Genomic DNA, 23074 nt, shown 5'->3' with positions numbered 1-23074 from the left:
TGTTTTTACAACCACAAATTGTCTAGAAGCCTTGTGGTGCCGACTTTGATGGCGGTTAAAATGAGGCTGTTGTTGGGTTCAACGCGCTCTAGGGGCTGGAGTTGGCGGTTGACTAGGGCTAAATACTGCACTTCAAGCGGGCTCAACACTTCCTGCCCTAAAGCCAAAAGATTTGTCCCTTGCGTGATGCCCGTCTCATAGGCTTCTTTGATGGTGTTTAGGGCTTTGGGGATTTTTAAGGCAAGTTCGCGCTGCTCGGGGCTTAAATAGGTGTTTCTTGAACTTAAAGCCAAGCCATCACTATCTCTTAAGGTGGGGCAAGCGATGACCTCAACGGGCAAAAATAAATCATTTGCCATGCGCTGGAGGATCAACAGCTGTTGTGCGTCTTTTTGCCCGAAGTAGGCCTTTGTCGGGCGCACGAGGTTAAAGAGTTTTAAGACCACCTGCAAAACCCCGCTAAAATGCCCGGGGCGTAGGTCGGCTTCAAAGCCCAGCAAATCTTTGGGCGGGTTTAGACTAATGGCCTCTTTAAAGGGATAAAGGGTTTGGACTTGTGGGGTGAAGACGGCATTTACGCCCGCTTTGGCGCACAGATCTAGGTCTTTTTCTAAAGGGCGGGGATATTGGCTGAAGTCTTCATTCATGCCAAATTGCGTGGGGTTGACAAAGATAGACACAACAACAAAGGCATTTTCTGCTTTGGCGCGCTCTATCAGGCTCAAATGCCCGGCGTGCAACGCCCCCATTGTGGGGACAAAGCCGATATTTTGTGCGTTTAAGACTTTTAAGTCCGCAGGGGTCTTACAAATTTGCATGCTCTAAACTCTCCATGGTTGCTAGGATTTGGGCGGTGGTGGCTTTGGGGTTTGGGGATTTGTAAATGGGGCGGCCAATCACAATAAAATCCGCTTTGGCCATTTTAGCGTCTTGCAGTGAGCCCACCCGCTTTTGATCCTGCACTTCTTGCAAGTTGGGGCGTATCCCCGGGGTCAAAGTCAAAAAGTGGGGGCTTGTGGCTTGTTTAATGGTTAAACTCTCATGGACGGAACAAACCACGCCATCTAACCCGCTCTCAAAGCACAACATAGCTAGGTGCAGGGCGTGTCGCTCTAAGGGGGCGTTATACAGGCTTTGGCTTTGGGCTTCATCTAGGCTTGTCAGCAGAGTAACGCCTAAAATTTTGGGGCGCTGTTTTAAGCTCTGTATTTGCTCCATGACCGCTAAAAGGGCTGGTTTGCCGCTGCTGGCGTGCAAGGTTAGCATGTCCACGCCCAAATGGGCGCACTCTAAAACGGCACTCGCCATCGTGTTGGGGATGTCGTGCAATTTTAAATCCAAGAAAATTTTAAAGCCCATGTTGTGGATTTCGTGGATCAAACCGGGGCCTTCGCGCACAAACGCCCTCAAGCCCACTTTGACGAGCAACTTTAAGCCCCTTAAGCTTTCAAGCAAATCTAAACACGCCCGCTTGGAGTCCAAGTCCAAAGCCAAACAAAGTTGCATAGCACCCTTTCAGCCAAATATTAAGACAAAACGCTATTATAACACACTCCAAACAAGGGTTATATTTGAAGAAAAGCGTTTTGATTGCCGGTCCATGCGTGATTGAGAGCATGGAAGTCTTAGAAGAGATCGCCTTGAAACTGCGCCCCATCGCCCTAGACCCCAAGGTGGATTTTTATTTTAAAGCCAGCTTTGACAAGGCAAACCGCACAAGTCTAGAGAGTTATAGGGGTCCCGGGCTTGCTAAGGGTTTAGAGATGTTGGCGGGCATTAAATCCAAATTTGGCTATAAAATCCTCACCGACATACACGAGACCCATCAAGCCGCCCCTGTGGCTGAGGTGGCCGATGCTTTGCAAATCCCCGCCTTCTTGTGCCGCCAAACGGATTTGATCGTGGCGGCTGCCAAGACCAAGAGCGCACTGAACATCAAAAAGGGGCAATTCATGCACCCAAAGGACATGCAATACAGTGCCCTAAAAGCCCTAAACACGCGGGCTAAAAGCAAACACGAGAGAGCCACTCACCAAGCGTGTTTGGAACATGGGATTTATTTATGTGAAAGAGGGGCGAGCTTTGGGTATGGCAACTTGGTTGTGGACATGCGCTCTTTGGTGGTGATGCGTGCCTTTGCGCCTGTGGTTTTTGACGCGACCCACAGCGTGCAAATGCCCGGGGCGGCTGGGGGCAAGAGCGGGGGGAGCGGGGCTTTTATACCTTATTTAGCTAAGGCGAGTGCGGTCGTGGGCGTGGATGGGTTTTTCATGGAAACGCACATCAACCCAGAGGAGGCGCTAAGCGATGGGCCCAACATGATACCCATCTCTTCTCTCTTGCCCTTAGTGCAGGATTTATTGGTCTTGCAAGAAATCAACGCTTCACTAAACAACGCATAAAGGACACGAAATGCACCAAATCTTAGAAGGGCAGCTTGTTTTAAGGGGGGGTGAGAGGGTCGCTATTTTAGCCGCCCGTTTTAACCACTTAATCACGGATCGCCTCGTGGAGGGCGCACTAGATAGTTTTAGGCGGCATGGGGGGGATTTAAAGAATCTCACCTTAGTGAAAGTCCCCGGAGCGTATGAGCTGCCCTTTGTGCTAGACAAGCTCTTAAACTCACAAAAATACGATGGGGTCTGTGTGCTAGGAGCGGTGATTAGGGGCAGCACGCCGCATTTTGACTATGTGAGTGCGGAGGCGACCAAGGGCATTGCCAACACAACACTAAAATACGGCTTGCCCGTGAGCTTTGGGTTGCTCACCACAGACAACATAGAGCAAGCACTAGAAAGGGCGGGCACAAAAGCGGGCAATAAAGGGGCAGCGGCGATGGACACACTCATCGAACTCCTCAATCTCTACACTGCATTTTAATGGCAACCAGAAGCCAAGCGAGAGAAGCGGTGGCGGGTTTGCTCTACGCCTTTGATAGCGGCAATACGGATGTCCTCAAAGCCGCTCCCACGCTCTTAGAAGAAAAGAAAATTAGAAACGCCCAACAACGCTTTGCCCTAGAGCTTTTAGGTGGGGTTTTGGATCAGATGCACGCCCTAGATGCTGCCTTGCAACCGCTTTTAAAGGATTGGGATTTAAAGCGCATCGGGTGCATGGAGCGCGCAATTTTGCGCCTAGGGGCGTATGAGATTTTACACACCCAAACAAAGCCGGCGGTGGTGATCAATGAGGCCATTGAGTTGGCTAAAGCCTATGGGGAGGACAATGCCCCAAGATTGGTGAATGCCGTGTTGGATCATTTGTCTAAAAGACAAAGCTAACTCATTTCATCGCGCACAGCACAGGCATACATGCCAAAGAGTAAGAGCAACCACGACACATAAATGTAAGACATTAAAAACCACAGAATCGACACTGAACCATACAGCTCGTGGTAGGTGCGGTTAAACAAGACATAATAGACAAAGCCCCACTTCATCAAGTTCCAACACACACTTGTAATAAAGCTCCAAAATAGGGGGGTGAGGGGGTGTTTAAAGGATTTGTTTGTGGGGATGATGAAAAGCAGGTAAAAGAATAAATAAGTACCTAACCAATGCAACAAAGAGAGCAGCCACCCTTTGGTGAGGTTTTGCACCTGCAGGTCGTAGAATAAAATCAAGGGCAGCACCAAGATAAAAACAATGCCTGTGCCAAAGCCCCAAAAGACAAAGATACGCCGCCCTTTGAAGTTGAAGTAATCTCTAGGTTCGGCGTTGAAAATCTTAGAGGCGATGTAGCGGTAGTTTTCACAGAATAAAAAGAAAGCGATCGCAATGGAGGTGATTTCTATAAAACCTAGAGTGCGGTTATTTTGTGTGAAGGATTTTAAAAACGATCGGGTCATCTTCATAAAGTCTGGACTGTCGGGCAGAAACAACTTTTCTACTGAAAAGGTTTCGGCAAAGGGGCTCACAAACACCAAAGCGACAAATAATAAAATGGGTGAAAGCGATAAAATCGTGTAAAAACTGAGAGAAGAGGCGTAGTAAAAGACCACCGCCATTTCTTCAAAGCGGTGTTTTAGGCGTGGGCTAATGAGATTCTCGCACGCATAGATCAAGCCCAAAACCCCCTCCCATATTTGCGCTAAAACTTCTAAAAACCTTTTAGGCATCGCAACTTGTGGCGATGGCAAACCCATAGTTGGCAAGCATTTCTAAGTCTTTTTTAGGCGCGTCCCCCTTAGCCGTCAAGTAGTCGCCCAGCACAATCGCATCCACCCCGCAATCAAAGATTTCTCTTTGATCTGTGCCAAAGACCACTTCTCTGCCCCCAGCGACCATGAGCTTGGTTTTGGGCAAAAACTCTTTGGCTAGACTCAAGCACTCTAGAGCTTCTTCTGCGCTCATGACTTTTTCTTTAATGGGCAGCGAGGGGCTTGGGATGAAGAAGTTGATGGGCGTGGTGGCAGGGGTCAAGGATTGCAAGGTGCGTAAGAGCTCAATGCGATCGTTAAAACTCTCGCCCAGCCCAAAAATCCCCCCAGAACACAAGAGCAAGCCCGCCTTCAGGGTGTTCTCGCAAGTTTCAAAGCGCTCTTCCCATGTGTGGGTGGTGCAAATTTGGGGGAAGAAGTTTTGCGCAGTTTCTAAATTGTGGTTGTAGCTATCCACCCCGTGTTTTTTGAGGTGCTTTAAACTCTCCACATCTGCGCGCCCACAGCAAGCGATGAGGTGCAAATGGGGGACTTCTTTTTTGATGCTTGCAGCAAGACTAGCGATGTACTCACATTTTTGATCATCAAGCCCCCGCCCGGATGTAACCAAGCAAAAGCCCAAAGCCCCCAAAGAGTGCAAATACTTCGCCTCCTCTAGGACCTCTTCGGGCTTCTTGTACTTGTAACGGCGGATTTTGCCCTGGTGGTGGGCACTTTGCGTGCAGTAGGCGCAATCTTCAGGGCAATCCCCACTGCTGACATTAGAGATGGAACATAAAAAAATTTCTCGCATAGATGACCTTTGTAGTGGCGAGAGAGCCAAAGAATCGAACTTTGCAGCGTCTAGAACACCTAAACGCTCTGTGGGTTTGAAGCCCAAGGCACACACCAGTGTTGCATGCTCTCCACTCATCCCCAAGGGAACCCCCCTACTGGGGGCTTTCTTAAAAGTGATGACCTTTAGAAGCTGATGAGATAACGCCAGTAGAAGACAAAGTTGCGTTGTAAATTGGCCCTGTAAGGCGTACCAGGGTGAACGGAAGAGTAGTAATTTAGAGCGTAGTAGTTCGTGGGGATTGTGGGGACTTTAATCCCAATCTCAAAGCCATTGTGTTTTGTGCCAAAGCGAATCCCGCCATTGAAAAAGAAGTTAAAGCTAGACACCCTAAGATGTCCGCCGTAGTTTTCCACTAAGCTTTGGTAATAGCGGTTCATAGGTCCCCAAGAAGTCCCCCCAATCGCCACGCCCGCAAAAAAGCCAAAGTGGAAGTTCTCTTTATTGAACCTCTTAGGGTTAAAGAGAAAATCCGTACCGACCCCATAGGCGAAAATATTGGTGGGGTTGTAAATGCTTTGCGCCCAATCACCATTGGGATTCAGGGTTTTATAGTAGCGGTAATCCGTACCGGCATAGTCAAAAAACCCGTAGTAACGCAAGCCAACTTCGGGCAATTTTTTAAAGAAGTGTTTGTACCCAACCATGATGCCAAACCCATTGGTTACATGGGAGCGGCTGTTTAAGGCACCCCTAAAGCTCTGGCTACCCATATTGCCCCAGCTAATGCTGGTATCGGTTTCTGAGCGGGCACCATTGCACTGTGCTGAACTTGCACAAGCCTGTTCGTTGGAGGTCATCATACCCAGCTGGTAATCCGCCCCTACAAAAAAGGCGTTCCTTTCCCCATGCTGGGTTGTGCCTACACGCACCCTAGCGGGGATGGTTTTTTGTGCTGTGGGGGTGAGGGGTTTTGCGCCTGCACGGCTTGGGTGGGGGCTGGGGAGGTTGCGGGCTTTTGCATTTGCACCGCTGGGGCGGGTTCGGGGGTGGGGTTTTTGCCGGTTTTGGCTCGTCCGCTGCACTTAACAAAGTTGCCGCTAAAGGGATAGCCACGATCGTTCTTTTCATTTTAGATTCCTCACAATTTTAATTGATTTACAGAGCCACCATTGTAGCATAATGGCGTTAATAAAAAACATAAAAAACAAAGAAATAAGCTGGAAAAAAATAATGTTACAAAAAAAATTTTTATAGCAATGGCAACTTGTGCCATTGCTAGGGCTTGCTAGAGGTGGGCTTTGACCTGTTCGCACAAGGCGGCAAAAGCGGCCACATCGTTCATCGCCATGTCGGCTAGGATTTTGCGGTCCAGCTCGATGTTGGCGCTTTTTAAAGCGTGCATGAAACGGGAGTAGCTCGTGTTGTGTAAGCGGCAGGCGGCGTTGATGCGCACGATCCAAAGGCTTCTAAACTCGCGTTTTTTCTGCTTGCGGTCCCTAAAGGCGTAGCATAAACTGCGCTCGAGTTGCTCTTTGGCTTTTCTAAAATGCTTCCTGCGTCCGCTGTAAAAACCACGGGCTAATTTTAAAATTTTCTTGTGGCGGCGGCGGCGCACCACACCTGTTTTAACTCTCATGAATGTCCTTTTCTCTTTGACCTTTTAGGTGTTTTTGAAACTTGCCCTTTTTGGCATCTAGCCTTGAAGGGGGAAAACTTAAGGGCTACTGGCACAAAAGCCCAGCCACAGAGCGCATATTTGTCGCATGCACATAGTGGGGGGCGTTTAAATTCGCTTTTCTCTGGGGGCTTTTTTTGGTTAAAATGTGGCTTTTAAAAGCACTGCCCCGCTTGATGAGATTTTTTTTCACCTTGAAGCGTTTAGCCGCTCCGCGGTTGGTTTTCATCTTTGGCATGGTTCTCCTTTCTTAAAATTTACTTCTTCTGGGGAACAAAAAGCCACATGACAAAACGCCCCTCAGTTTTAGGCTCTTTGTCAGCGTGGGCGATGTCGCCCATCATCTCGCCCACTTTTTGCAAGACGGCTAGCCCGGCTTTAGGGTCGTTGTTCTCCCGCCCCCTGAGCACGACTTTAAATTTGACATGCTTGCCCGCCTCGATGAACTCTCTAGCGTGCTTGACTTTATAATTGATGTCGTTTTGGGCGATCTGGGTGGAGAGCTTGATCTCTTTGATCTCGATTTGCTTTTGCTTTTTCTTGGCTTCTTTTTGCTTTTTCTCGCTTTGGTAGCAAAACTTGCCATAGTCCATGACTTTGCACACGGGGGGTTTTGCGCCCGCAGAGATCAGCACCAAATCCAACCCTCTGCTGTGGGCGATCTTTAATGCCTCGCTTGAAGAGATGATCCCAAATTGTTCGCCTCCATCGCCCACACAGCGCACTTCTTTAAAGTGGATCGCCTCGTTTAACAGCACATCCTTACTCAAAAACTAACCTCTTGCATTTTAGCCTCCATCTGTTGTTTAAATTCTGCCCTGCTTAGGCTGTATTGTTGCCCTAGGGTGCGATCGCGCACCGCCACGCTCTCTTGTGCCACCTCTTGTTGCCCCAACACCACAATGAAGGGGACTTTCTGTTTTTCAAGGGTGCGGATGCGCTTACTCAAGGTTTCGTTTTTATCAGCCAACTGCACAAAAAAGCCCTTTTCCACCAGCTCGGCTTGCAAGGCTTTAGCATACTCCACTTGCTCGGGCGATACAGGGACTAAGGCGATCTGCACGGGGGCGATGAAGAAGGGGTAATTGCCCCCATAGTGTTCGGTTAAAATGGCGATAAATCGTTCAAAAGAGCCCAAGATCGCCCTGTGGATCATCACGGGCCTCTCCTCTTGGTCTTGCTCGTTTGTGTAGTTTAGGGCAAACCTCTCAGGCAAGTTCATATCCACTTGCACGGTGCCACATTGCCATTTGCGTTTGATCGCATCGGTGATCTTGATGTCGATCTTGGGCCCGTAAAATGCCCCCCCGCCCTCATCGATGCCAAAGGGGATATTCTGCTCCTCTAGGGCTTCTTTTAGGGCGTTTGTGGCTTGCTCCCAAATGTGCGCCTCTCCGATGTGTTTTTCAGGCTTGGTGGAGAGCTCCATTTCATAGCTAAAGCCAAAGACCCCCATGACTTTTTTGGTGAACTCCAAAATCGCCAGCACCTCGGCTTTGATTTGGCTGAAGCGGCAAAAGATATGCGCATCGTCTTGCGTAAATTCCCTCACCCTCAAAAGCCCGTGCAAGACCCCGCTTTTTTCATGGCGGTGCACCACGCCGTATTCATAAAAGCGTAGGGGCAGGTCTTTATAAGAGCGTAGGGCATGCTCGTAGACTTTAATGTGCCCCACGCAGTTCATGGGTTTAATGCCGTACTCCACTTCATCGATCGTGGTGAAGTACATATTTTCTTTGTAGTTTTGGTAATGCCCGCTCGTTTGCCACAAAGAGCTTTTTAAAATCTCGGGCCCACGCACCGGCTCGTAGCCGTATTTTAAAAGGGCTTTAGACAGCAGATTTTCAATCCTCTGGCGTAGGCGCATGCCATTAGGTAGCCAAATAGGTAGCCCTGCCCCCAAATCCTCATTAAAGCAAAACAGCCCCAATTCCTGCCCTAATTTGCGGTGATCGCGTTTTTTCGCCTCTTCTAGCTGGAATAAATATTCTTTTAACGCCTCTTTGGTGGCAAAGGCGATGCCGTAAATCCTTTGCAACATTTCGGCATTTTCATCGCCCCCTAAGTAAGCCCCGGCTAATTTGGTGAGTTTAAAGTGCTGGAGCAATCCCGTGTGGGGCAAGTGTGGGCCTCTGCATAAGTCCTCAAATTCACCCTGAGCATAGACGCTAAAGCTATCCCCCTCAATCCTTGACATGACGGCGTGCTTTAAGGGGTCGTCTTTAAACTTCTCTAAAGCCTCTTTGCGGGTCATGGTGCTCTTGGTGATGGGGTGCTTGTTTTTAGCAATGGTGCGCATACGCTCTTCAATGCGCTCTAAATCCTCTTCGCTGATTTTGCAAGAGGTCTTAAAATCGTAGTAAAAGCCCTCCTGCACCACAGGCCCCACAAAAAACTGCGCATCAGGGTAGAGTTGTTTGATCGCCTGCGCCAACAAGTGGGCGCAAGAGTGCCGAATGATCTCTAGAGCTTGGTCGTTGTCGCCAAAGTAGATCGCCTCGCCCTCGTGGCCTGCCAAACTCTGCAAATCATAAATCTCCCCCTCTTTCCTAACGCCTATCTGTTCTGCCAAATCAATCCTTAACTAGCACCCACTTGAGCCAAAACCGCATTGTACTTGCCGATCCACTTTCTCTGCTTCAGGACCTTTCATGGGTTGCAAACACCCACATAAATACAATGCGAAAATAAAGCTCAAGTAAGCGCGCATACCTGCCTAAAATTTTACAAAAAACTGCCCCGATTCTGCCACATGAAAGTTAAACCTTTGTTTAAAGCCAGCCCCCACTCTAAGTTGACTTTAGCCATTGTTTTGTTAGAATTTGGGCTAAATTTTGGCAAAGGGGTGTTTGTGGACGAGCAAAAACAAAAAGCGATCGAATCTGCCATTAAACAAATTGACAAAGCCTTTGGCAAGGGAGCTTTAATGCGCCTTGGTGATCGGGAGGTCGAGCACATCGAGGGCATTTCTACAGGCTCTTTAGGGCTAGATGTGGCTTTAGGCATCGGGGGCGTGCCTAGAGGGCGCATTGTGGAAATTTATGGGCCTGAATCGAGCGGGAAAACGACCTTAACCTTGCATGTCGTGGCGCAGGCGCAAAAAAATGGGGGGGCTTGCGCTTTCATCGATGCCGAACATGCCTTAGATGTGCAGTACGCCAAAAAATTAGGCGTGGATACTGATAACTTGCTCATCTCTCAGCCCGACACGGGTGAAGAAGCCCTAGAGATTTTAGAAACTTTGGCGCGCACGGGGGCGGTGGATGTGATCGTGGTCGACTCTGTGGCCGCGCTCACGCCCCGTGCTGAGATCGAGGGAGACATGGGCGATCAGCATGTGGGCTTGCAAGCCCGTTTGATGAGCCAAGCTCTGCGTAAAATCACAGGCATTTTGCACAAAATGAACACCACGCTCATTTTCATCAACCAAATCCGCATGAAAATCGGTACGATGGGCTATGGCAGCCCTGAAACCACCACGGGGGGCAATGCTTTAAAATTCTATGCGAGTGTGCGAATCGACATTAGACGGATCGCCACACTCAAACAAAACGAACAGCCCATCGGCAATCGGGTGCGGGTCAAGGTGGTGAAAAACAAGGTCGCCCCGCCTTTTAAAGAAGCCGAATTTGATGTGATGTATGGCAGTGGGATCAGCTTTGAGGGCGAGCTCATCGACTATGGCGTGAAGTTAGACTTTGTGGAAAAATCCGGGGCGTGGTTTAGCTACCAAGATAAAAAGCTAGGGCAAGGCAGAGAGGCGGCCAAACTCACGCTCAAAAACGAGCCCGAACTCGCCCACGAGATCGCCGAAAGGATTAGGGGTAAATTTTTTGAGCGCCCCGCTTTGGCTGAGCCTAGCGTGCCTAGTGCGCCTGAAGAAATAGATTAAGGGTTTTAGTGTGGCGCGTGTGGCAGTGGCTTTATGCGTATCGGGGGCTGTTGGTGATCTTTGGGATCGCTGTGGCTTTGGGGGTGTATGTGGGCTGTTTGCTCTTTGGGGATAATTCTTACGAAGTGTTGACACGCCTAAAAGTACGGCAAGCCAAATTATACGAAAGGGTGCAAAATTTGCAGTACGAAAACGCCAAATTGCAAAAACAACTCTTTGAGCTCAAAGAGTTGGAGCCTTTAAAAAATGGGCGGCCTTGATGTCTAAGTGGTGGGTGTTTTTATTGCTTGGAGCTTTGGTCGCTAGAGAAGACCCCTTTGAGCCACCTAAGAGCATAGAACACATAGGGTTGGGCGATGAAGTGCCCGATTACTTTAGGTATGTGGATGTCAACTTGCCCAGCACCGCTAGGGTGTTGACAAAAGTTACCCTAACTTATGAAAATTTGGACGCTTCCACACACACCCAAAGCATGGACATCAACCAGCGCATAGACTGGCACTACCCCATCAAGGTTACCCAACAGGCGGCGATTTTGGGCCAAGAGGACAAGATTTTCCGCATCGCAGATCGCGATTTTTGGATACACGACAATAAGCTTTATTTGCGCACTTCGGATAAAATCCAACGATCTTTTGTGCTCATCAACCCTTATAGGATCATCATCGACACTGATAGAGATGCAAAGGATTTTAGGCAAAAAATAGAAGTGAATGAAAAATATGTCCATAACATTTCCATAGAGACCCACGATCGTTTTTATCGCTATTTCATTGTCCTAGACGGGCGGTATCAATACAAGATCGAGCAAAAAAATAACTACTTAGTGATCGGCCTACGCTGATTTCACAAAGATTATCAAGGATTAAACATGTCTATTACGACTAAATTTGTTTTCATTACGGGAGGAGTGCTTAGTTCCTTGGGCAAGGGCGTGGCATCCAGCTCTCTGGCGCATTTGCTGAAAATGTGCCATTTTGAAGTGGATATGTTGAAGATCGACCCTTACATCAACATAGATCCGGGTACGCTTAGCCCCTTTGAGCATGGCGAGGTCTTTGTTACAGCTGATGGGAGCGAAACAGACCTAGACATCGGGCACTATGAGCGCTTTTTGAATAAAGACTTCTCTAAGGAAAATAACTTCACCACCGGGCAGATTTACTTAAGCGTGATCGAACAAGAGAGGCAGGGGCAGTATTTAGGCAAAACCATACAGGTCATCCCCCACATTGTGGAGGAGATCAAAGAGCGGATTTTAAAACTCGGACAGGGCAAAGACTTTTTAATCGTGGAAGTGGGGGGCACGGTGGGCGACATTGAGGGCATGGTGTATTTGGAGGCCATAAGAGAGCTGAAAAACGCCCTGGGCTCTAAACAAGTGGCTAATATCCATGTAACTTTAGTCCCCTACATCGCCACTAGCCAGGAGCTTAAAACCAAGCCCACGCAACACTCTATCATTGAGTTGCGCCGCTTGGGCGTGAGTGCCAACATCATTCTTGCCCGCTGCAGCCAAGACTTGGGGGCGGATTTAAAAGCCAAGATCGCCAGCAGTTGTGATGTGCCCGTGCAAAATGTCATCCAAGCCAAAGACGCACCCAGCATTTACGCCTGCCCGGCCAACTACCTACAAGAGGGGCTTTTAGATGCGCTCTTCAAGCACTTCAACATGGAAGCTCAACTCGATCACCGCCAATTTGATTTGTGGGCGGGTTTGGTGCATCACATTTTAAACCCCCAAAGAACTCTAAAAATCGCCTTTGTGGGCAAGTATGTGCATTTGAGCGAATCGTATAAAAGCTTTTTAGAGAGCATGGTTTGCGTGGGGGCGCATTTAAAAGTCAGAGTCGAGCCCGTCTTGATCAACAGCGAGGAATTTGAGTTGCAAGAGGGCGAAAGCGAAACCCAGCTGAAAGAGAGGGTGGCACGCACCTTACAAAGCGTGGATGGACTCTTAGTGCCCGGGGGCTTTGGCTCTAGGGGCATTGAGGGCATGATCAACGCCATCACCTACGCTAGAGAGTCTAAAAAGCCCTTCTTTGGGGTGTGCTTAGGGGCGCAGGTGATGGTGATTGAATTTGCCCGCCATGTGCTAGGCTTAAAAGGGGCACACTCCAGCGAGTTTGACACAAACGCCCCCCATAAGGTCATTGACCTGCTCGAGAGCCAAGCCAACACCACGCATAAAGGCTCGAGCATGCGCCTTGGCACGCATAAAATCAGCTTAAAAGAGGGTTCACTCATCGCCAAGACCTACAACGCTCTAGAGGTCTATGAGCGCCACCGCCACCGCTACACCATCAACCCCGACTATTTAGAGAGCTACGCCAAACATGGCTTAGAGGTCGTGGGGCAGAGCTTTGATCACAGCCAAAATCTCACCGAAGCGATGGCTCTTAAAGACCACCCCTTCTTTTTGGGCGTGCAATACCACCCCGAGTTCACTTCAAGGCTCATCGCTCCTAATCCGCTCTTTAAGGCGTTTGTGCAAGCTTGCATGTAATGCCCTTTGTCGCTGAAGTTTTTGCCCCAACAGCCCCCATCAAGGCGACCAAATTTGTCGCCGAGATTCTTGCCTGTAATTTCAAGCAAGCCCAAAGCTACATCGATCGGGGGCGTTTAACCACTTTGCAAGGCCAAAAGATCCACAAAGCGCAGATCTTAAACGAACCCGTGCGTTTGCTCTTTTTTAAGCCCACTTCTTGCCCAGAATTTGCCCCCATTTTTGCCACCCCCCATTTTGCTCTTTATTTCAAGCCTAAAAACCTTTACAGCCACCCCAAAAACTACACCACGCACAGCCTGTATGAAAGCATTTACGCCAACAACCCACAAGCCCGCTTGATCCACCGCCTAGACTATGAAACCAGCGGGCTTGTTTTAACCAGCCAAGCCAAAGCACACGAAAAGCCTTTAAGGGAGTTGTTTAGCTCTAGGCAAGTCGTGAAGACCTATGCTGCCTTAGTGCAGGGCGATTTAAGGGCATATGCCAGCGGGGCGTTTAGTGTGGTGTTGCCCATTGTGGAACCTGCCAGCATCCGGGGGGATTTGGGCGTGCGCTCAAAAATTGACAAAGCGGGCAAATTCAGCGCCACCACCATAGAGATACAAAGCTACGACCCCCAAACTAACCAAACCCGCTTAAAAGTTATCCCCCTAACGGGGCGTACCCACCAAATCCGCTTGCATTTAAGCTATTTGGGTTACCCCCTTGTGGGCGAACCGCTCTATATAGAGGATATGGACGCTAGGGCGTATTTAGACGCGAAAAAGGCGGATTTTGTCGGGGAGTTTGGGCGTCATAAAACCAAGCTCGCCCTAGAGGCGGTGGGCTTAAGCTTTAGCCTGTATGGCTTACGCTACGCCCTGTATCTAAATTAAGCGCTTTGGGCGCGTTTTTCTAGCCCGCTTAAATGCCAAATGGCAAACGAAATCCCCCACACCAGCACAAACAAGCCCACTAAATAAAAGCCCAAATCCCCAAAATCCAAATGCTGTAAGTAGCCCAAAACCCCCGTAAGCTCCCAGTGGAGTTTTTGGCTAAGCACTTGAAACAACTCAATGAGCCCAATGAGCAACGCCACCAGCACGCCTAAGCTCGTGATGGTGATGTTATAATAAATTTTACGCAAGGGGGTTTTAAACGCCCAGTCATAAGCCTTTACCATAAAGACCCCATCGCAAGTGTCGAACAAACTCATCCCCGCTGCAAACAAGATAGGCAAGGACAGCATCCCCAAAAAGCTCACTTTAATGGCACTGCTAGAGAGGGCGAGCAAAGCAATTTCGCTCGCCGTGTCAAAGCCCAGCCCAAACAACAACCCAATGGGGTAGATGTGCCAGCTTTTGGAGATGAAGGCAAAGAGGGGCTTAAAAAAGCGGTTTAAGAGTCCGCGCTCTTGCAAGAGTTGCTCTAGTGCTTCTTGGTCGTCGTGGGCGTTGTGGCGGGTGCGCTTAAAGACCTTAAACAAGTCGATTAAAATCACGCCATTTAAAATCCCCACCACCAACAAGAAAAAGCCAGACACCAAAGTCCCCACCACACCGCCGATTTGTGCGAGCATGGGCGTGTGCTCTTTTGCCCAATGCAAAGCCAAAGCCGTAACAATCGTCATCACAATCACCACGCTAGAGTGCCCCATTGAGAAGTAAAAGCCCACCCCCATAGGATTTTGCCTTTGTTGTGAGAGTTTACGGATGGTGTTGTCGATGCAAGCGATGTGGTCGGCATCAAAGGCGTGCTTAGTGCCTAAGAAGTAGGCCGTGAGCGCCGCGCCGTAAAAGACGGGGTTGTGTGCCAAGACCAGCAACACCAGCCCCAAAATGTGTAAAAATAAAACTGCCAATGCATAGGGTAGCCACAAACGCATTTTTAAACCTTATTTTTCTAATTTTGGTAATACTGCCATTGTAGCACCAGCCAAATACATTTCAGCTAAATTTTAGAAAATTTAGGATAAAATGCGTGTTTTTAGGTTGAAAGACTTGAGGGCTTATAGCTCAGGTGGTTAGAGCGCACCCCTGATAAGGGTGAGGTCAGAGGTTCAAGTCCTCTTAAGCCCACCATTTTTTAGCTCCACCTTTGGGGGATTAGCTCAGCTGGGAGAGCGCCTGCTTTGCACGCAGGAGGCCAGCGGTTCGAGCCCGCTATCCTCCACCATCAATCAAACAAAAAATGTTTTATCGGTTTTAACTTCAACGCCTCATAAGTCTTTGGCGTGGCGATGCGCCCTTTGGCCGTGCGCTCCAAATAGCCGTTGGCCAACAAAAACGGCTCAATGACTTCTTCAAGCGTGCTTTCATCTTCGTGCATGCTTGCGGCTAAAGTGTTGAGCCCTAAAGGCCGCCCCTTTGCGCCCACCAGCAAATTTAAATAACGCAAATCTAGGCTATCTAGCCCATGCATATCCACGCCCAGGGCTTCTAGGGCGTGCTGTGTGGTCTTTAAATTGATTTGCGCCTCGTTAAAGCTGTCTGCGAAATCGCGCACCCGTTTTAACAAACGCAGGGCAATTCTGGGCGTACCCCGACAGCGTTTGGCGATTTCTAAACTTGCGGGCGGTTCAATGGGTTTTTTGAGTTTTAAACTCGCCTGCGTAATGATGGCTTGCAACTCTTCTATGCTGTAAAACTCCATACGAAAATGCATGCCAAAGCGGTCTCTTAAGGGGTTGCTTAACATCCCCGCCCTTGTGGTCGCCCCGATGAGTGTGAAGGGGGCTAAATCGATCTTGATCGTCTGTGCCGCCGCCTTAGAGCCGATGATGATGTCTAACCTAAAATCCTCCATAGCCGGATAAAGCACCTCTTCAATGGCCGGGCTCAAGCGATGGATTTCATCAATGAATAAAATTTCTTGGGGTTTTAGGTTGGTGAGCAGGGCGGCCAAATCCCCCGTCTTTTCAATCATGGGGGCGGTGGTAACTTTAATGGGGGTGTTTAACTCTTGGGCGATGATGTGGCTTAAAGTGGTTTTGCCAAGGCCCGGGGGTCCAAAGAATAAAATATGGTCTAAGGTGTCGCCCCTTTTCTTTGTGGCGTTGATCGAAACTTGCAAGAGTTTTTTTAAAGGCTCTTGCCCGATGTATTCTTGCCATAAATGCGGTCTTAGGCTGAGGTTCTCTTGCTCTTCAAACTCTAACTTTTCTAAATTGACGACCCGATCCATTTTAGTAACTCTCTTCAGGGCTAGGGAAGTTGCCCCCTTGGATGTCGGCAACATAGCGTTTTAGGGCTTCTTGAATTAAACTAGCCCCCTCTAAGTAGGTACGCACAAATTTGGGCTTAAAGGCACTAAATAGCCCTAGCATGTCGCTAAAAACTAAAATCTGCCCATCGCAACCCGCCCCGCTGCCTATGCCGATGGTGGGGATGTCTAATTTTGCGCTGATCTCTGTGGCTACGCTCGCCACCACACCCTCTAAGACCACTAGGCTTGCCCCCGCTTCTTGCACCGACAAAGCGTCTTCTAGCACCTTTTGCGCACTTTGTGCGTTTTTACCCACGATCTTATAGCCCCCCACGCCCCGCACGCTTTGGGGCAAGAGCCCTACATGCCCTATCACCGCCACGCCCTCACCCACGAGGGCCTTGATGATATGGGCTTTTTGCATCCCGCCTTCTAATTTCACGGCATCGGCTAGGCTCTCTTGGTAAAAACGCATGGCGTTTTTCACGGCTTGTTTGGTTGTGTTGTAGCTACCATAGGGCATGTCCGCCACCACAAACGCCCGCTTTGCCCCTTGACACACTGCTTTGGTGTGGTAAAGCATTAAATCCATATGTGCGCTTAGGGTGTCTGGCTTGCCATTAAAGCTCATGTTCAAGCTATCGCCCACTAAAATGAAGTCAATGATAGGATCAAAAATGGACGCAAACAGGGCATCGTAAGCCGTGATCGCGCTGATCTTTGTGGCTTTATTGCCCTCTTTGGGGTGTTTTTTGGTGTATAAGGTACTCAAGTTGATTTTTTTCACGGATAACCTAGTTTTTAGGACATTTTACCTTTAAAATGCTATGATAGGACTAAAATTGCATGTACGCTTTTGTAGCTGTTTGGAGTGATGATTTGAGGATAAATGGTGGGGCTTTTGCCTCCTTTTTGCTTTTGCCGCTTTTTTTGTGGGGGTCGGAGAGTGTGGATTATGGACATTTAGACCCTAAGTATTACAAATACATTAAGTTTTACGAAACCTACAGCAACAAAGATGTGAAACGACTCATCACCGACATCAAGGATGCTGAGAAAAAGACAGGCCTCATGATCGGGCTTAGCACGGGTTTTTTCTACAACAACCAAATTAGGGAGCGCACGGGCAGTGCGAGCATTACGGGCAATAATCTAAACTACTTATGGGCAATTGGAGTGCGCTTTGGTTACCAGACCTTCCGCCCCTCACTCTTTGCCAAGACCTTCCGCCCTAATGTGGTCGGGCGGCGCATTTACATCGAATACATCGGGGGCGTGCCTAAACAATCGCGTTTTGGGCGCATCGCCTACCAAAGTGCGATGCTCAACGCAGATTTGATGATCGATCCGGTGTTGCCCTTCGTGGGGCGGTATTTGTCTGTGGGTTTTATTTTGGGCGTGGGCGTGGGCGTGATCGCTCAAGGGATCAGCACCAATTCGTTTTTTGGGATGATGGCAAACACGGGGGTGGCGTTTAACTTTTTCGGGCATAACCGCGTGGAGCTGGAGTTTAAATTGCTGGCAAATAAAGACATTTCATGGTGGGGGGGGATTGTGCATGTGGGGTATCAATATGTCTTTTAAGCCCCTTGTTTTATGCATTTGTGTGTGTGCGCTGAGTGCTAGATCAGCCATCCAAGAAAAGCAGTTCATGATTTACATGCTCAAAGGGCAGCTTTACGAAGCCAGACAAGCCAAGTTGGATCAAAAGATGGCAAAAAAAAAGAGCGGGCCGTTTTTGGGCTTTGTGTTGGCAGAAACGAATTTAAAAGTCGATGGAATCACTAATAAGGGCTTTCCCTTGCTCTATGGCGTGCGTGTGGGTTACCAAAAGTATTTGGGCCACAGCGAAGTGGCGGGGTTGCGCTTTTATGGAGAGTATTTGGGCGGGGTGGCGCAAAGTGTGTTGCAAGCGGGTCAAACCAGTACCTACCAAATTGCGACCATGAATTTAGATTTAGTGATGGACAAACCCATAGACAAGTATAAAAAATATGCAGTGGGGGTCTTTGGCGGGCTGGGGGTGGGTTGGAATGGCTATAAGGACTACCCCAACGCTAAGAACAACCCCAATGGTTTTGGTTTGCTCGTCAATTTGGGGGTGGCACTCACCTTAAACACCCGCCATAGAATCGAGCTTGCGCTTAAAATCCCGCCGCTCAAATACAGCCACGCCTTTGCATATTCCTTTGCGGGCGGAAACATCTACTACATCAGCTATAACTTTTTACTCTAAGGGATTTGATGAGAACTTTTTTGGCAATGGGACTTGTGTGGGCTTGGGCGCAAGCCCAACCTTTGCCCGCTTTAGTGGCTGTTTCCGACATGCTTGAAGAAGATCCACACATGGGTGGCCCTGAATACAATTTACAACCCTATCTATTCCCAGAAGGCGAGTTGCAACAACCAGAACAACAGCCCCCACAGCCCCAACAACACCAGCGGCCTAGACAAACCCAGCAACAGGCCATCCAGCCCTCCAAAAGCCCTAAAGCCGTTCCCGTGATTGTCCCCAACAAACCCGCCACACCCCAACAAACCACACAGCCCCCACAGCCCCAGCGCGCCAACAACCAACCTCAAGAAGACCGAGAAAATGCATTGCATGTCTTGCCCTCCAAAGCGCCCGAAAACCCCAACACTGAAAACGCCGAACACTTGGATGCATTAGACAAGCAAATCCAAACCCTCAAAAAGCAAATCACGGACTTGGGTGGCAAACCCCAAACGAAGTTTGAATACGCCAAAGACTATTTGGACAAGCATTTTAAACATGCCAAAAAGGGCGTACGGGCAAAGAAGGCCGCAGGTTATAAAATCGCCAAAGAAAAGAGCGGGTTTTTCTTGGGCGGAGGTTATGGTTGGGGGATCATTGACGAATCCTATCACAGCCAACAAGCCAAAAGTGTGGCGCTGGGAATTCCCGAGCAACAAGAGATTTTTAGCACCTTGCCAAACTTAAGCGGAACGGCGAACATGATGAATGTGGAGCTGGGCTACCAACAATACTTCAACCCCTATTTTGGCACCCGCATTTATGGGGATTTGCTCTTCATCCCCGGGTTTGGCAAATACGCCACTCTCAATGGCAACACCACCTCTCATGGCTTTGGAGGGTTCTTTTATGGGCTGGGTTCTTTAAACATGGACTTGCTCTTTGACGCACCCCTAGAAAAACAAAGAAAGCACTTTTTGGGGGCGTATGCGGGCTTTGGCGTGGGACTTATGGTGTTAAAAGACAAACGCTACAGTGCCTTTAATCAAGTGGTGCAAGCAGGCTTTAGCAGCCCAGACACTCTTTGGCGCACTCTAGTACAGGTGGATTATACGATTAATCTAGGCGTGGCTTTCACCTACAACCGCCATCTGCGTTTTGAAGTGGGGACAAAAATCCCGCTCACTTACTTGCGGCTAGGTTTTGAAACCCCCGCCATTTACACCAGCAAGAGCAATAGCCAGCAACTCATCAGTGAAGACACAGGCTTTAAACGCAGCAGCTTGCTTGTGATGAATGTGTTGTATGCGTTTTAAGGGGGTTTGATGTTGTGGCGTGCAAGTGTAACGGCTTTGTTGGTGGCGGGAGGGTATTTGAGTTATAACTATGCGATCACCAAAAAGGACACTGCCAATATTTCTCTCACCATGCGTGTGGTTGCCCCGCAACCCAGTGTCATAGAAAACCCCACACATTGGAATTTAAAATCCAACATCCAAGTCAATTTAGCCACGCTGGCAAAAATCCGCTCTTACCACATTAAAACCACGACTAGCGACCATTTGGTCGTGTATGAAAAAGACCAAATCGTTTTAGACGAGCCCACAAGCCTAAGCTTTGAGTTGCCTAAGCCCACGATTCAGCTAAACGACCAAACCCACTTGCGCTATGAAGTTAAAGTGGTGGATTGGAGTTATGCCAACTTCTTTAATGGCAATGCCAGCACAAAGGTGTTTGACTTGGTGTTGGACACCACCCCCCCTAAAATCCAAATGATCGCCCAGTCGCACCGCATCACTTATGGCGGGAGCGCACTAGCGATTTTTAAAGTACAAGAGGACGCGTTGGATCGGGTGTGGTTCAACAATGGCTTTGAAGATTTTAAAGTGTTTTCTTTTATGCAAGACGGCTACTACATTGTGATCTTCCCCTGGTCTTTGCGCCACAGAACCTTTAATGGGCAAATTTTGGCTCGAGATAAAGCCTATAATTTCACCAGCTTGCCCCTGAAACTCATCAAAAATACCAAAATCCCCATTCGCGAATACACCACAGACTTAAGCAAGGATTATAAAGACAAACAAGCCGCCCTAGAGAGCCTCAAACACTTGCCCGGCTTGGACCGTTTGAACGCAGAATTGGGAATCCAACAGACAATTCAAGAGGATTTAAAGAAAGTCCTAGCCTATGAGCCCACCACCCTTCAGCCCTTTAAACCTTTAGGCAATAGACCTAGGGTTTTAGCCACTTTTGGTGCGCACAGAACCTACACCTTTGGCAAGCAAAAAATAGGTGAGTTCACGCATTATGGTGTGGATTTCTTTGGCAGACACTCGCCCATTTTAGCGAGCAACCCGGGGCGTGTGGTTTTAGAAGAAGAGATCGAAAGTTATGGCAAGAGCGCCTTGGTCTCGCATGGCTTAGGAATGTATGCGATGTATGGGAGTTTGTCGGACTTTTTAGCCAAAAAAGGGGATACTTTAGAGCCAAACAGCGTTTTAGGCTTTAGTGGCAAAAATAAAACGAGCAAATACGATCATGTGCATTTTAATGTATTGATTCAAGGGGTGCCGGTTTACCCCAATGAATGGATGGATGCCCATTTCATCAATAATTTCAACGACATTATCCAAGAAGCGCAACAAAAAATCCGGGAGAAATGAAGCGATGCTGCGAACAAGACAAAAGCAAATCCGTTGTTTTGAGCTAGAGGGAGCTGAAAGTCAAGACTATTTGAACTTCATTGACAAAAACGCCCCCTTGCTCCAAAATTATTTGCTCTTGTTTAAAAGCCCGATCCCCCCTGAAGTGCAACAAAGCTTGCAAAAACATGAGCTTGCCTACAGCTTCAGCTCCAAGGAGCTCAGGGGCAAGGCGGGTGATCAAGTCGTGTTGTATGAGGCTTTAGGAAAAGAACCCGAATCTTTAAAATCCCCCCAAAGCCCCCAGGTGCAAATCTATGAAAGACATATCCGCAGTGGGGAGGAGATCGACAGCCCTTGTAGCCTGGTGATCCTTGGCAATGTCAATCACGGAGCAAAGATTCACACCGCGCAAAACATCAGCATTTACGGCAAATGTGAGGGGATCATCATTTGCATGGGGGTGTATATGGTGCTTCAAAATATCTACTCTTCCCACCTTGTGTTTCAAGGCGAAATTTTAAGCCAAGCACACTTAGAGCGCATCAATGAAAACACCAAATTAAAACTGATTACCAAAAATGGCGATATAGTCAACATAAAGGATATTGCATGAAACAGCGAACAATTGCTAAACAAATTGACTTGGTCGGGATTGGCTTACACAAGGGTGTGCCGGTCAAAATGGTTTTAGAACCCATGCCAGCGGGCAGCGGGATTGTTTTTAGACGATCAGATTTGGGTGTGGACATCCCTTTAGAGCGGGCCAATGTCATCGACACCACGATGGCGACCACTTTAGGCAACTTGGCTAACCCACAAGCCAAAATCTCCACAGTCGAACACCTCCTATCGGCGATCAGTGCCTATGGGATCGACAATTTAAAAATCTCTGTGGATAATGAGGAGATCCCCATCATGGACGGCTCTGCCATCGCCCATTGCATGCTCTTAGACGAGGCAGGCATTGCCGAACTGGAGGCCCCCAAACCCTTCATGCGAATCACCAAAGAGGTGAAAGTCGAAGAGGGTCCTAAGTTTGTTAAAATCAGCCCCGCCCCTGCATTCTCCCTAGATTTTAACATCGACTTTGCCCATCCAGCGATCGGAAAGCAGCATTATAGTTTCGCCTTCTCCAAACACGCCTACAAGGAACAAATCGCCAAAGCTAGGACCTTTGGCTTTTTGCAAGAGGTGAATTATTTGCGCTCCATAGGATTGGCCAAGGGGGGCAATTTGAACAATTGTATCGTGCTAGACGAGCATGGCATCGTCAATAAAGAAGGTTTGCGCTATGAAGAAGAATTTGTGCGCCACAAAATCCTAGATGCAATGGGCGATTTGGCCTTTTTGGGCATGGGCGTGGTTGGAGCTTACCAAGCGTGCATGGGCAGCCACAAGCTCAACGCTCAGCTTGTGCAAAAGGTGTTGGAGAGCCAAGCTTATGAAATCGTCCATTTGAACTTAACCCCAAGCTTGCAACAAGTCCAATCTTTAGAAATGGTGCGCGCCTACCATTAAACCGCCTAAAAATGCACCCAAAGGGTGTGCTGTGCTCATTCTTTCTTTACAAGAACCTGTTAAAGTTGGGGTTTATGCTCCAAGTGGGGAGTTTCTGCATGCCTTGGTGTCAAACGAGCGCACAAATGTGGCCTTGATTGAAATCTTTGAGAACTTACTAGAGTGGCTGAAAGCGCAAGACTTGGCGATTCAAGTCCTTTACTATGTCAAAGGGCCGGGCAGTTTCATGGCGATGAAGCTCACGCACATTTTCGTGCATGCATGGGTGCTCTTAAACCCCACCCCCCTACACTCCGCCCTAGGCTTTGCCTTCAATGGCGCAAGCCCCATAAAAGCCTTTGGCAAGTCCTTTTATGTGTTCGAAGATGATCAAGTGGTGCTAAAAACCTTTGAAAGCCCGCCCAAATGCCAAGAAATGGCTTTACCCAGCGTTTTAGACCCGCTTTTGTTCACTACAGACAACAAACCGCTGTATTTTTTACCCCCCGTTTAAAGAATTT

General features: G+C 48.5%; 27 protein-coding genes and 3 tRNA genes. 17 read left to right on the top strand and 13 right to left on the bottom strand.

Translation table 11 applies throughout. The annotated features are described in order from the left end of the window. Nucleotides 1-5 precede the first annotated feature (5 nt). A complete protein-coding gene (panC, locus tag K6J72_RS00935) occupies nt 6-818 on the bottom strand; it encodes a pantoate--beta-alanine ligase (protein WP_221279803.1) in 813 nt (270 codons plus the stop codon). After that, on the bottom strand, nt 805-1506 hold the full coding sequence (gene pyrF / locus K6J72_RS00930) for an orotidine-5'-phosphate decarboxylase (RefSeq protein ID WP_221279801.1): 702 nt from the start codon (nt 1504-1506) through the stop codon (nt 805-807). The genes panC and pyrF overlap by 14 nt, the downstream gene beginning before the upstream one ends. A gap of 110 nt (nt 1507-1616) precedes the next feature. Between pyrF and kdsA the strand changes: the two genes are divergently transcribed. From kdsA to nusB, 3 genes are read left to right on the top strand one after another with little or no spacing between them, the layout of a single operon-like run. Further along, the gene (gene kdsA / locus K6J72_RS00925) at nt 1617-2402 is read left to right on the top strand and encodes a 3-deoxy-8-phosphooctulonate synthase (RefSeq protein ID WP_260320714.1); all 786 of its coding nucleotides are present in this window, start codon (nt 1617-1619) and stop codon (nt 2400-2402) included. A gap of 10 nt (nt 2403-2412) precedes the next feature. Beyond that, on the top strand, nt 2413-2880 hold the full coding sequence (gene ribH, locus K6J72_RS00920; protein WP_221279798.1) for a 6,7-dimethyl-8-ribityllumazine synthase: 468 nt from the start codon (nt 2413-2415) through the stop codon (nt 2878-2880). After that, on the top strand, nt 2880-3281 hold the full coding sequence (nusB, locus tag K6J72_RS00915; protein WP_221279795.1) for a transcription antitermination factor NusB: 402 nt from the start codon (nt 2880-2882) through the stop codon (nt 3279-3281). Before ribH ends, nusB begins: the two co-directional genes overlap by 1 nt. On the opposite strand, the gene K6J72_RS00910 is transcribed toward nusB, so the two are convergent. From K6J72_RS00910 to thrS, 8 genes are all read right to left on the bottom strand, one after another. After that, nucleotides 3278-4117, bottom strand: a complete 840-nt coding sequence (locus tag K6J72_RS00910) for a YihY family inner membrane protein (RefSeq protein ID WP_221279793.1) — start codon at nt 4115-4117, stop codon at nt 3278-3280. The two genes, nusB and K6J72_RS00910, sit on opposite strands and share 4 nt — an antisense overlap. Further along, nucleotides 4110-4952 (bottom strand): biotin synthase, encoded by an 843-nt coding sequence (locus tag K6J72_RS00905; RefSeq protein WP_221279790.1) that lies wholly within the window; start codon nt 4950-4952, stop codon nt 4110-4112. Before K6J72_RS00905 ends, K6J72_RS00910 begins: the two co-directional genes overlap by 8 nt. A 15-nt stretch (nt 4953-4967) precedes the next feature. Next, nucleotides 4968-5066, bottom strand: a tRNA-Sec gene (locus K6J72_RS00900). A gap of 53 nt (nt 5067-5119) precedes the next feature. Beyond that, nucleotides 5120-6019: an outer membrane protein gene (locus K6J72_RS00895; RefSeq protein WP_260320606.1), complete on the bottom strand. Its 900-nt coding sequence runs from the start codon at nt 6017-6019 to the stop codon at nt 5120-5122. A 203-nt stretch (nt 6020-6222) separates the two neighbouring features. Beyond that, nucleotides 6223-6573 carry a 50S ribosomal protein L20 gene (gene rplT, locus K6J72_RS00890; RefSeq protein WP_221279789.1) on the bottom strand — a complete coding sequence of 117 codons (351 nt, stop codon included), beginning with the start codon at nt 6571-6573 and terminating at the stop codon, nt 6223-6225. A gap of 85 nt (nt 6574-6658) precedes the next feature. Then, on the bottom strand, nt 6659-6850 hold the full coding sequence (rpmI, locus tag K6J72_RS00885; RefSeq protein WP_221279787.1) for a 50S ribosomal protein L35: 192 nt from the start codon (nt 6848-6850) through the stop codon (nt 6659-6661). Nucleotides 6851-6869: 19 nt separating this feature from the next. Next, complete coding sequence (infC, locus tag K6J72_RS00880) at nt 6870-7382, bottom strand: translation initiation factor IF-3 (protein ID WP_221279785.1); 513 nt, start codon at nt 7380-7382, stop codon at nt 6870-6872. Continuing rightward, nucleotides 7379-9184, bottom strand: coding sequence for a threonine--tRNA ligase (thrS, locus tag K6J72_RS00875; protein WP_221279783.1), 1806 nt, complete (start codon nt 9182-9184; stop codon nt 7379-7381). Before thrS ends, infC begins: the two co-directional genes overlap by 4 nt. A 273-nt stretch (nt 9185-9457) precedes the next feature. On the opposite strand from thrS, the gene recA reads away from it, so the two are divergent. Genes recA through K6J72_RS00850 form a run of 5 tightly spaced genes read left to right on the top strand, consistent with a single transcriptional unit; the run spans nt 9458 to nt 13888 of the window. Next, nucleotides 9458-10504 carry a recombinase RecA gene (gene recA / locus K6J72_RS00870; RefSeq protein ID WP_260320713.1) on the top strand — a complete coding sequence of 349 codons (1047 nt, stop codon included), beginning with the start codon at nt 9458-9460 and terminating at the stop codon, nt 10502-10504. A gap of 8 nt (nt 10505-10512) precedes the next feature. After that, complete coding sequence (locus K6J72_RS00865; RefSeq protein ID WP_221279781.1) at nt 10513-10764, top strand: hypothetical protein; 252 nt, start codon at nt 10513-10515, stop codon at nt 10762-10764. Next, nucleotides 10764-11348 carry an AMIN domain-containing protein gene (locus K6J72_RS00860; RefSeq protein ID WP_221279779.1) on the top strand — a complete coding sequence of 195 codons (585 nt, stop codon included), beginning with the start codon at nt 10764-10766 and terminating at the stop codon, nt 11346-11348. Before K6J72_RS00865 ends, K6J72_RS00860 begins: the two co-directional genes overlap by 1 nt. Before the next feature lie 27 nt (nt 11349-11375). Continuing rightward, nucleotides 11376-13010 (top strand): CTP synthase, encoded by a 1635-nt coding sequence (pyrG, locus tag K6J72_RS00855; RefSeq protein WP_221279776.1) that lies wholly within the window; start codon nt 11376-11378, stop codon nt 13008-13010. Beyond that, nucleotides 13010-13888, top strand: coding sequence for a pseudouridine synthase family protein (locus tag K6J72_RS00850; protein ID WP_221280989.1), 879 nt, complete (start codon nt 13010-13012; stop codon nt 13886-13888). The genes pyrG and K6J72_RS00850 overlap by 1 nt, the downstream gene beginning before the upstream one ends. Here K6J72_RS00850 and K6J72_RS00845 read toward each other — a convergent pair. Then, entirely contained in the window at nt 13885-14877 is a 993-nt protein-coding gene (locus K6J72_RS00845) for a HoxN/HupN/NixA family nickel/cobalt transporter (protein WP_221279773.1), read from the bottom strand. The genes K6J72_RS00850 and K6J72_RS00845 overlap by 4 nt on opposite strands. 119 nt (nt 14878-14996) lie before the next feature. Between K6J72_RS00845 and K6J72_RS00840 the strand changes: the two genes are divergently transcribed. Together K6J72_RS00840 and K6J72_RS00835 are read left to right on the top strand one after the other, a co-directional pair. Further along, a tRNA-Ile gene (locus K6J72_RS00840) sits at nt 14997-15073 on the top strand. A gap of 18 nt (nt 15074-15091) precedes the next feature. Beyond that, a tRNA-Ala gene (locus K6J72_RS00835) sits at nt 15092-15167 on the top strand. Here K6J72_RS00835 and ruvB read toward each other — a convergent pair. Together ruvB and panB are read right to left on the bottom strand one after the other, a co-directional pair. Continuing rightward, on the bottom strand, nt 15168-16175 hold the full coding sequence (gene ruvB, locus K6J72_RS00830) for a Holliday junction branch migration DNA helicase RuvB (protein ID WP_221279771.1): 1008 nt from the start codon (nt 16173-16175) through the stop codon (nt 15168-15170). 1 nt (nt 16176) lies between these two features. After that, the gene (gene panB, locus K6J72_RS00825) at nt 16177-16983 is read right to left on the bottom strand and encodes a 3-methyl-2-oxobutanoate hydroxymethyltransferase (protein WP_221279767.1); all 807 of its coding nucleotides are present in this window, start codon (nt 16981-16983) and stop codon (nt 16177-16179) included. 92 nt (nt 16984-17075) lie between these two features. On the opposite strand from panB, the gene K6J72_RS00820 reads away from it, so the two are divergent. The 7 genes from K6J72_RS00820 to K6J72_RS00790 are packed head-to-tail and all read left to right on the top strand — an operon-like array spanning nt 17076 to nt 23067. Further along, complete coding sequence (locus K6J72_RS00820) at nt 17076-17780, top strand: hypothetical protein (protein WP_260320712.1); 705 nt, start codon at nt 17076-17078, stop codon at nt 17778-17780. Next, the gene (locus K6J72_RS00815; protein ID WP_221279764.1) at nt 17770-18432 is read left to right on the top strand and encodes an outer membrane beta-barrel protein; all 663 of its coding nucleotides are present in this window, start codon (nt 17770-17772) and stop codon (nt 18430-18432) included. Before K6J72_RS00820 ends, K6J72_RS00815 begins: the two co-directional genes overlap by 11 nt. A gap of 8 nt (nt 18433-18440) precedes the next feature. After that, nucleotides 18441-19727: an outer membrane protein gene (locus K6J72_RS00810; RefSeq protein ID WP_260320604.1), complete on the top strand. Its 1287-nt coding sequence runs from the start codon at nt 18441-18443 to the stop codon at nt 19725-19727. Nucleotides 19728-19736: 9 nt separating this feature from the next. After that, nucleotides 19737-21074, top strand: coding sequence for a M23 family metallopeptidase (locus K6J72_RS00805; protein WP_221279759.1), 1338 nt, complete (start codon nt 19737-19739; stop codon nt 21072-21074). A gap of 4 nt (nt 21075-21078) precedes the next feature. Next, a complete protein-coding gene (gene minC / locus K6J72_RS00800) occupies nt 21079-21669 on the top strand; it encodes a septum site-determining protein MinC (protein ID WP_221279758.1) in 591 nt (196 codons plus the stop codon). Continuing rightward, a complete protein-coding gene (gene lpxC, locus K6J72_RS00795; RefSeq protein WP_221279756.1) occupies nt 21666-22574 on the top strand; it encodes a UDP-3-O-acyl-N-acetylglucosamine deacetylase in 909 nt (302 codons plus the stop codon). Before minC ends, lpxC begins: the two co-directional genes overlap by 4 nt. 31 nt (nt 22575-22605) lie before the next feature. Next, nucleotides 22606-23067 carry a hypothetical protein gene (locus tag K6J72_RS00790; RefSeq protein WP_221279753.1) on the top strand — a complete coding sequence of 154 codons (462 nt, stop codon included), beginning with the start codon at nt 22606-22608 and terminating at the stop codon, nt 23065-23067. Nucleotides 23068-23074: the final 7 nt, after the last annotated feature.

It is taken from the genome of Helicobacter sp. NHP19-003 (assembly GCF_019703305.1).
In the GTDB taxonomy this organism is placed as follows: Bacteria; Campylobacterota; Campylobacteria; order Campylobacterales; family Helicobacteraceae; genus Helicobacter; species Helicobacter gastrocanis.
Note: the sequence above shows the minus strand (reverse complement) of the source record. Positions and strands in the feature narration are given on the sequence as shown.

Bases quoted from the DNA above. Each gene is read 5' to 3' on its own strand.
- K6J72_RS00805 (WP_221279759.1), top strand. From the start codon at position 19,737: ATGTTGTGGCGTGCAAGTGTAACGGCTTTGTTGGTGGCGGGAGGGTAT.
- lpxC (WP_221279756.1), top strand. From the start codon at position 21,666: ATGAAACAGCGAACAATTGCTAAACAAATTGACTTGGTCGGGATTGGC.
- K6J72_RS00905 (WP_221279790.1), bottom strand. From the start codon at position 4,952: ATGCGAGAAATTTTTTTATGTTCCATCTCTAATGTCAGCAGTGGGGAT.
- rpmI (WP_221279787.1), bottom strand. From the start codon at position 6,850: ATGCCAAAGATGAAAACCAACCGCGGAGCGGCTAAACGCTTCAAGGTG.
- K6J72_RS00860 (WP_221279779.1), top strand. From the start codon at position 10,764: ATGTCTAAGTGGTGGGTGTTTTTATTGCTTGGAGCTTTGGTCGCTAGA.
- pyrF (WP_221279801.1), bottom strand. From the start codon at position 1,506: ATGCAACTTTGTTTGGCTTTGGACTTGGACTCCAAGCGGGCGTGTTTA.
- nusB (WP_221279795.1), top strand. From the start codon at position 2,880: ATGGCAACCAGAAGCCAAGCGAGAGAAGCGGTGGCGGGTTTGCTCTAC.
- ribH (WP_221279798.1), top strand. From the start codon at position 2,413: ATGCACCAAATCTTAGAAGGGCAGCTTGTTTTAAGGGGGGGTGAGAGG.
- ruvB (WP_221279771.1), bottom strand. From the start codon at position 16,175: ATGGATCGGGTCGTCAATTTAGAAAAGTTAGAGTTTGAAGAGCAAGAG.
- K6J72_RS00810 (WP_260320604.1), top strand. From the start codon at position 18,441: ATGAGAACTTTTTTGGCAATGGGACTTGTGTGGGCTTGGGCGCAAGCC.
- K6J72_RS00850 (WP_221280989.1), top strand. From the start codon at position 13,010: ATGCCCTTTGTCGCTGAAGTTTTTGCCCCAACAGCCCCCATCAAGGCG.
- kdsA (WP_260320714.1), top strand. From the start codon at position 1,617: ATGGAAGTCTTAGAAGAGATCGCCTTGAAACTGCGCCCCATCGCCCTA.
- panC (WP_221279803.1), bottom strand. From the start codon at position 818: ATGCAAATTTGTAAGACCCCTGCGGACTTAAAAGTCTTAAACGCACAA.
- K6J72_RS00910 (WP_221279793.1), bottom strand. From the start codon at position 4,117: ATGCCTAAAAGGTTTTTAGAAGTTTTAGCGCAAATATGGGAGGGGGTT.
- K6J72_RS00845 (WP_221279773.1), bottom strand. From the start codon at position 14,877: ATGCGTTTGTGGCTACCCTATGCATTGGCAGTTTTATTTTTACACATT.
- rplT (WP_221279789.1), bottom strand. From the start codon at position 6,573: ATGAGAGTTAAAACAGGTGTGGTGCGCCGCCGCCGCCACAAGAAAATT.
- K6J72_RS00815 (WP_221279764.1), top strand. From the start codon at position 17,770: ATGTCTTTTAAGCCCCTTGTTTTATGCATTTGTGTGTGTGCGCTGAGT.
- minC (WP_221279758.1), top strand. From the start codon at position 21,079: ATGCTGCGAACAAGACAAAAGCAAATCCGTTGTTTTGAGCTAGAGGGA.
- pyrG (WP_221279776.1), top strand. From the start codon at position 11,376: ATGTCTATTACGACTAAATTTGTTTTCATTACGGGAGGAGTGCTTAGT.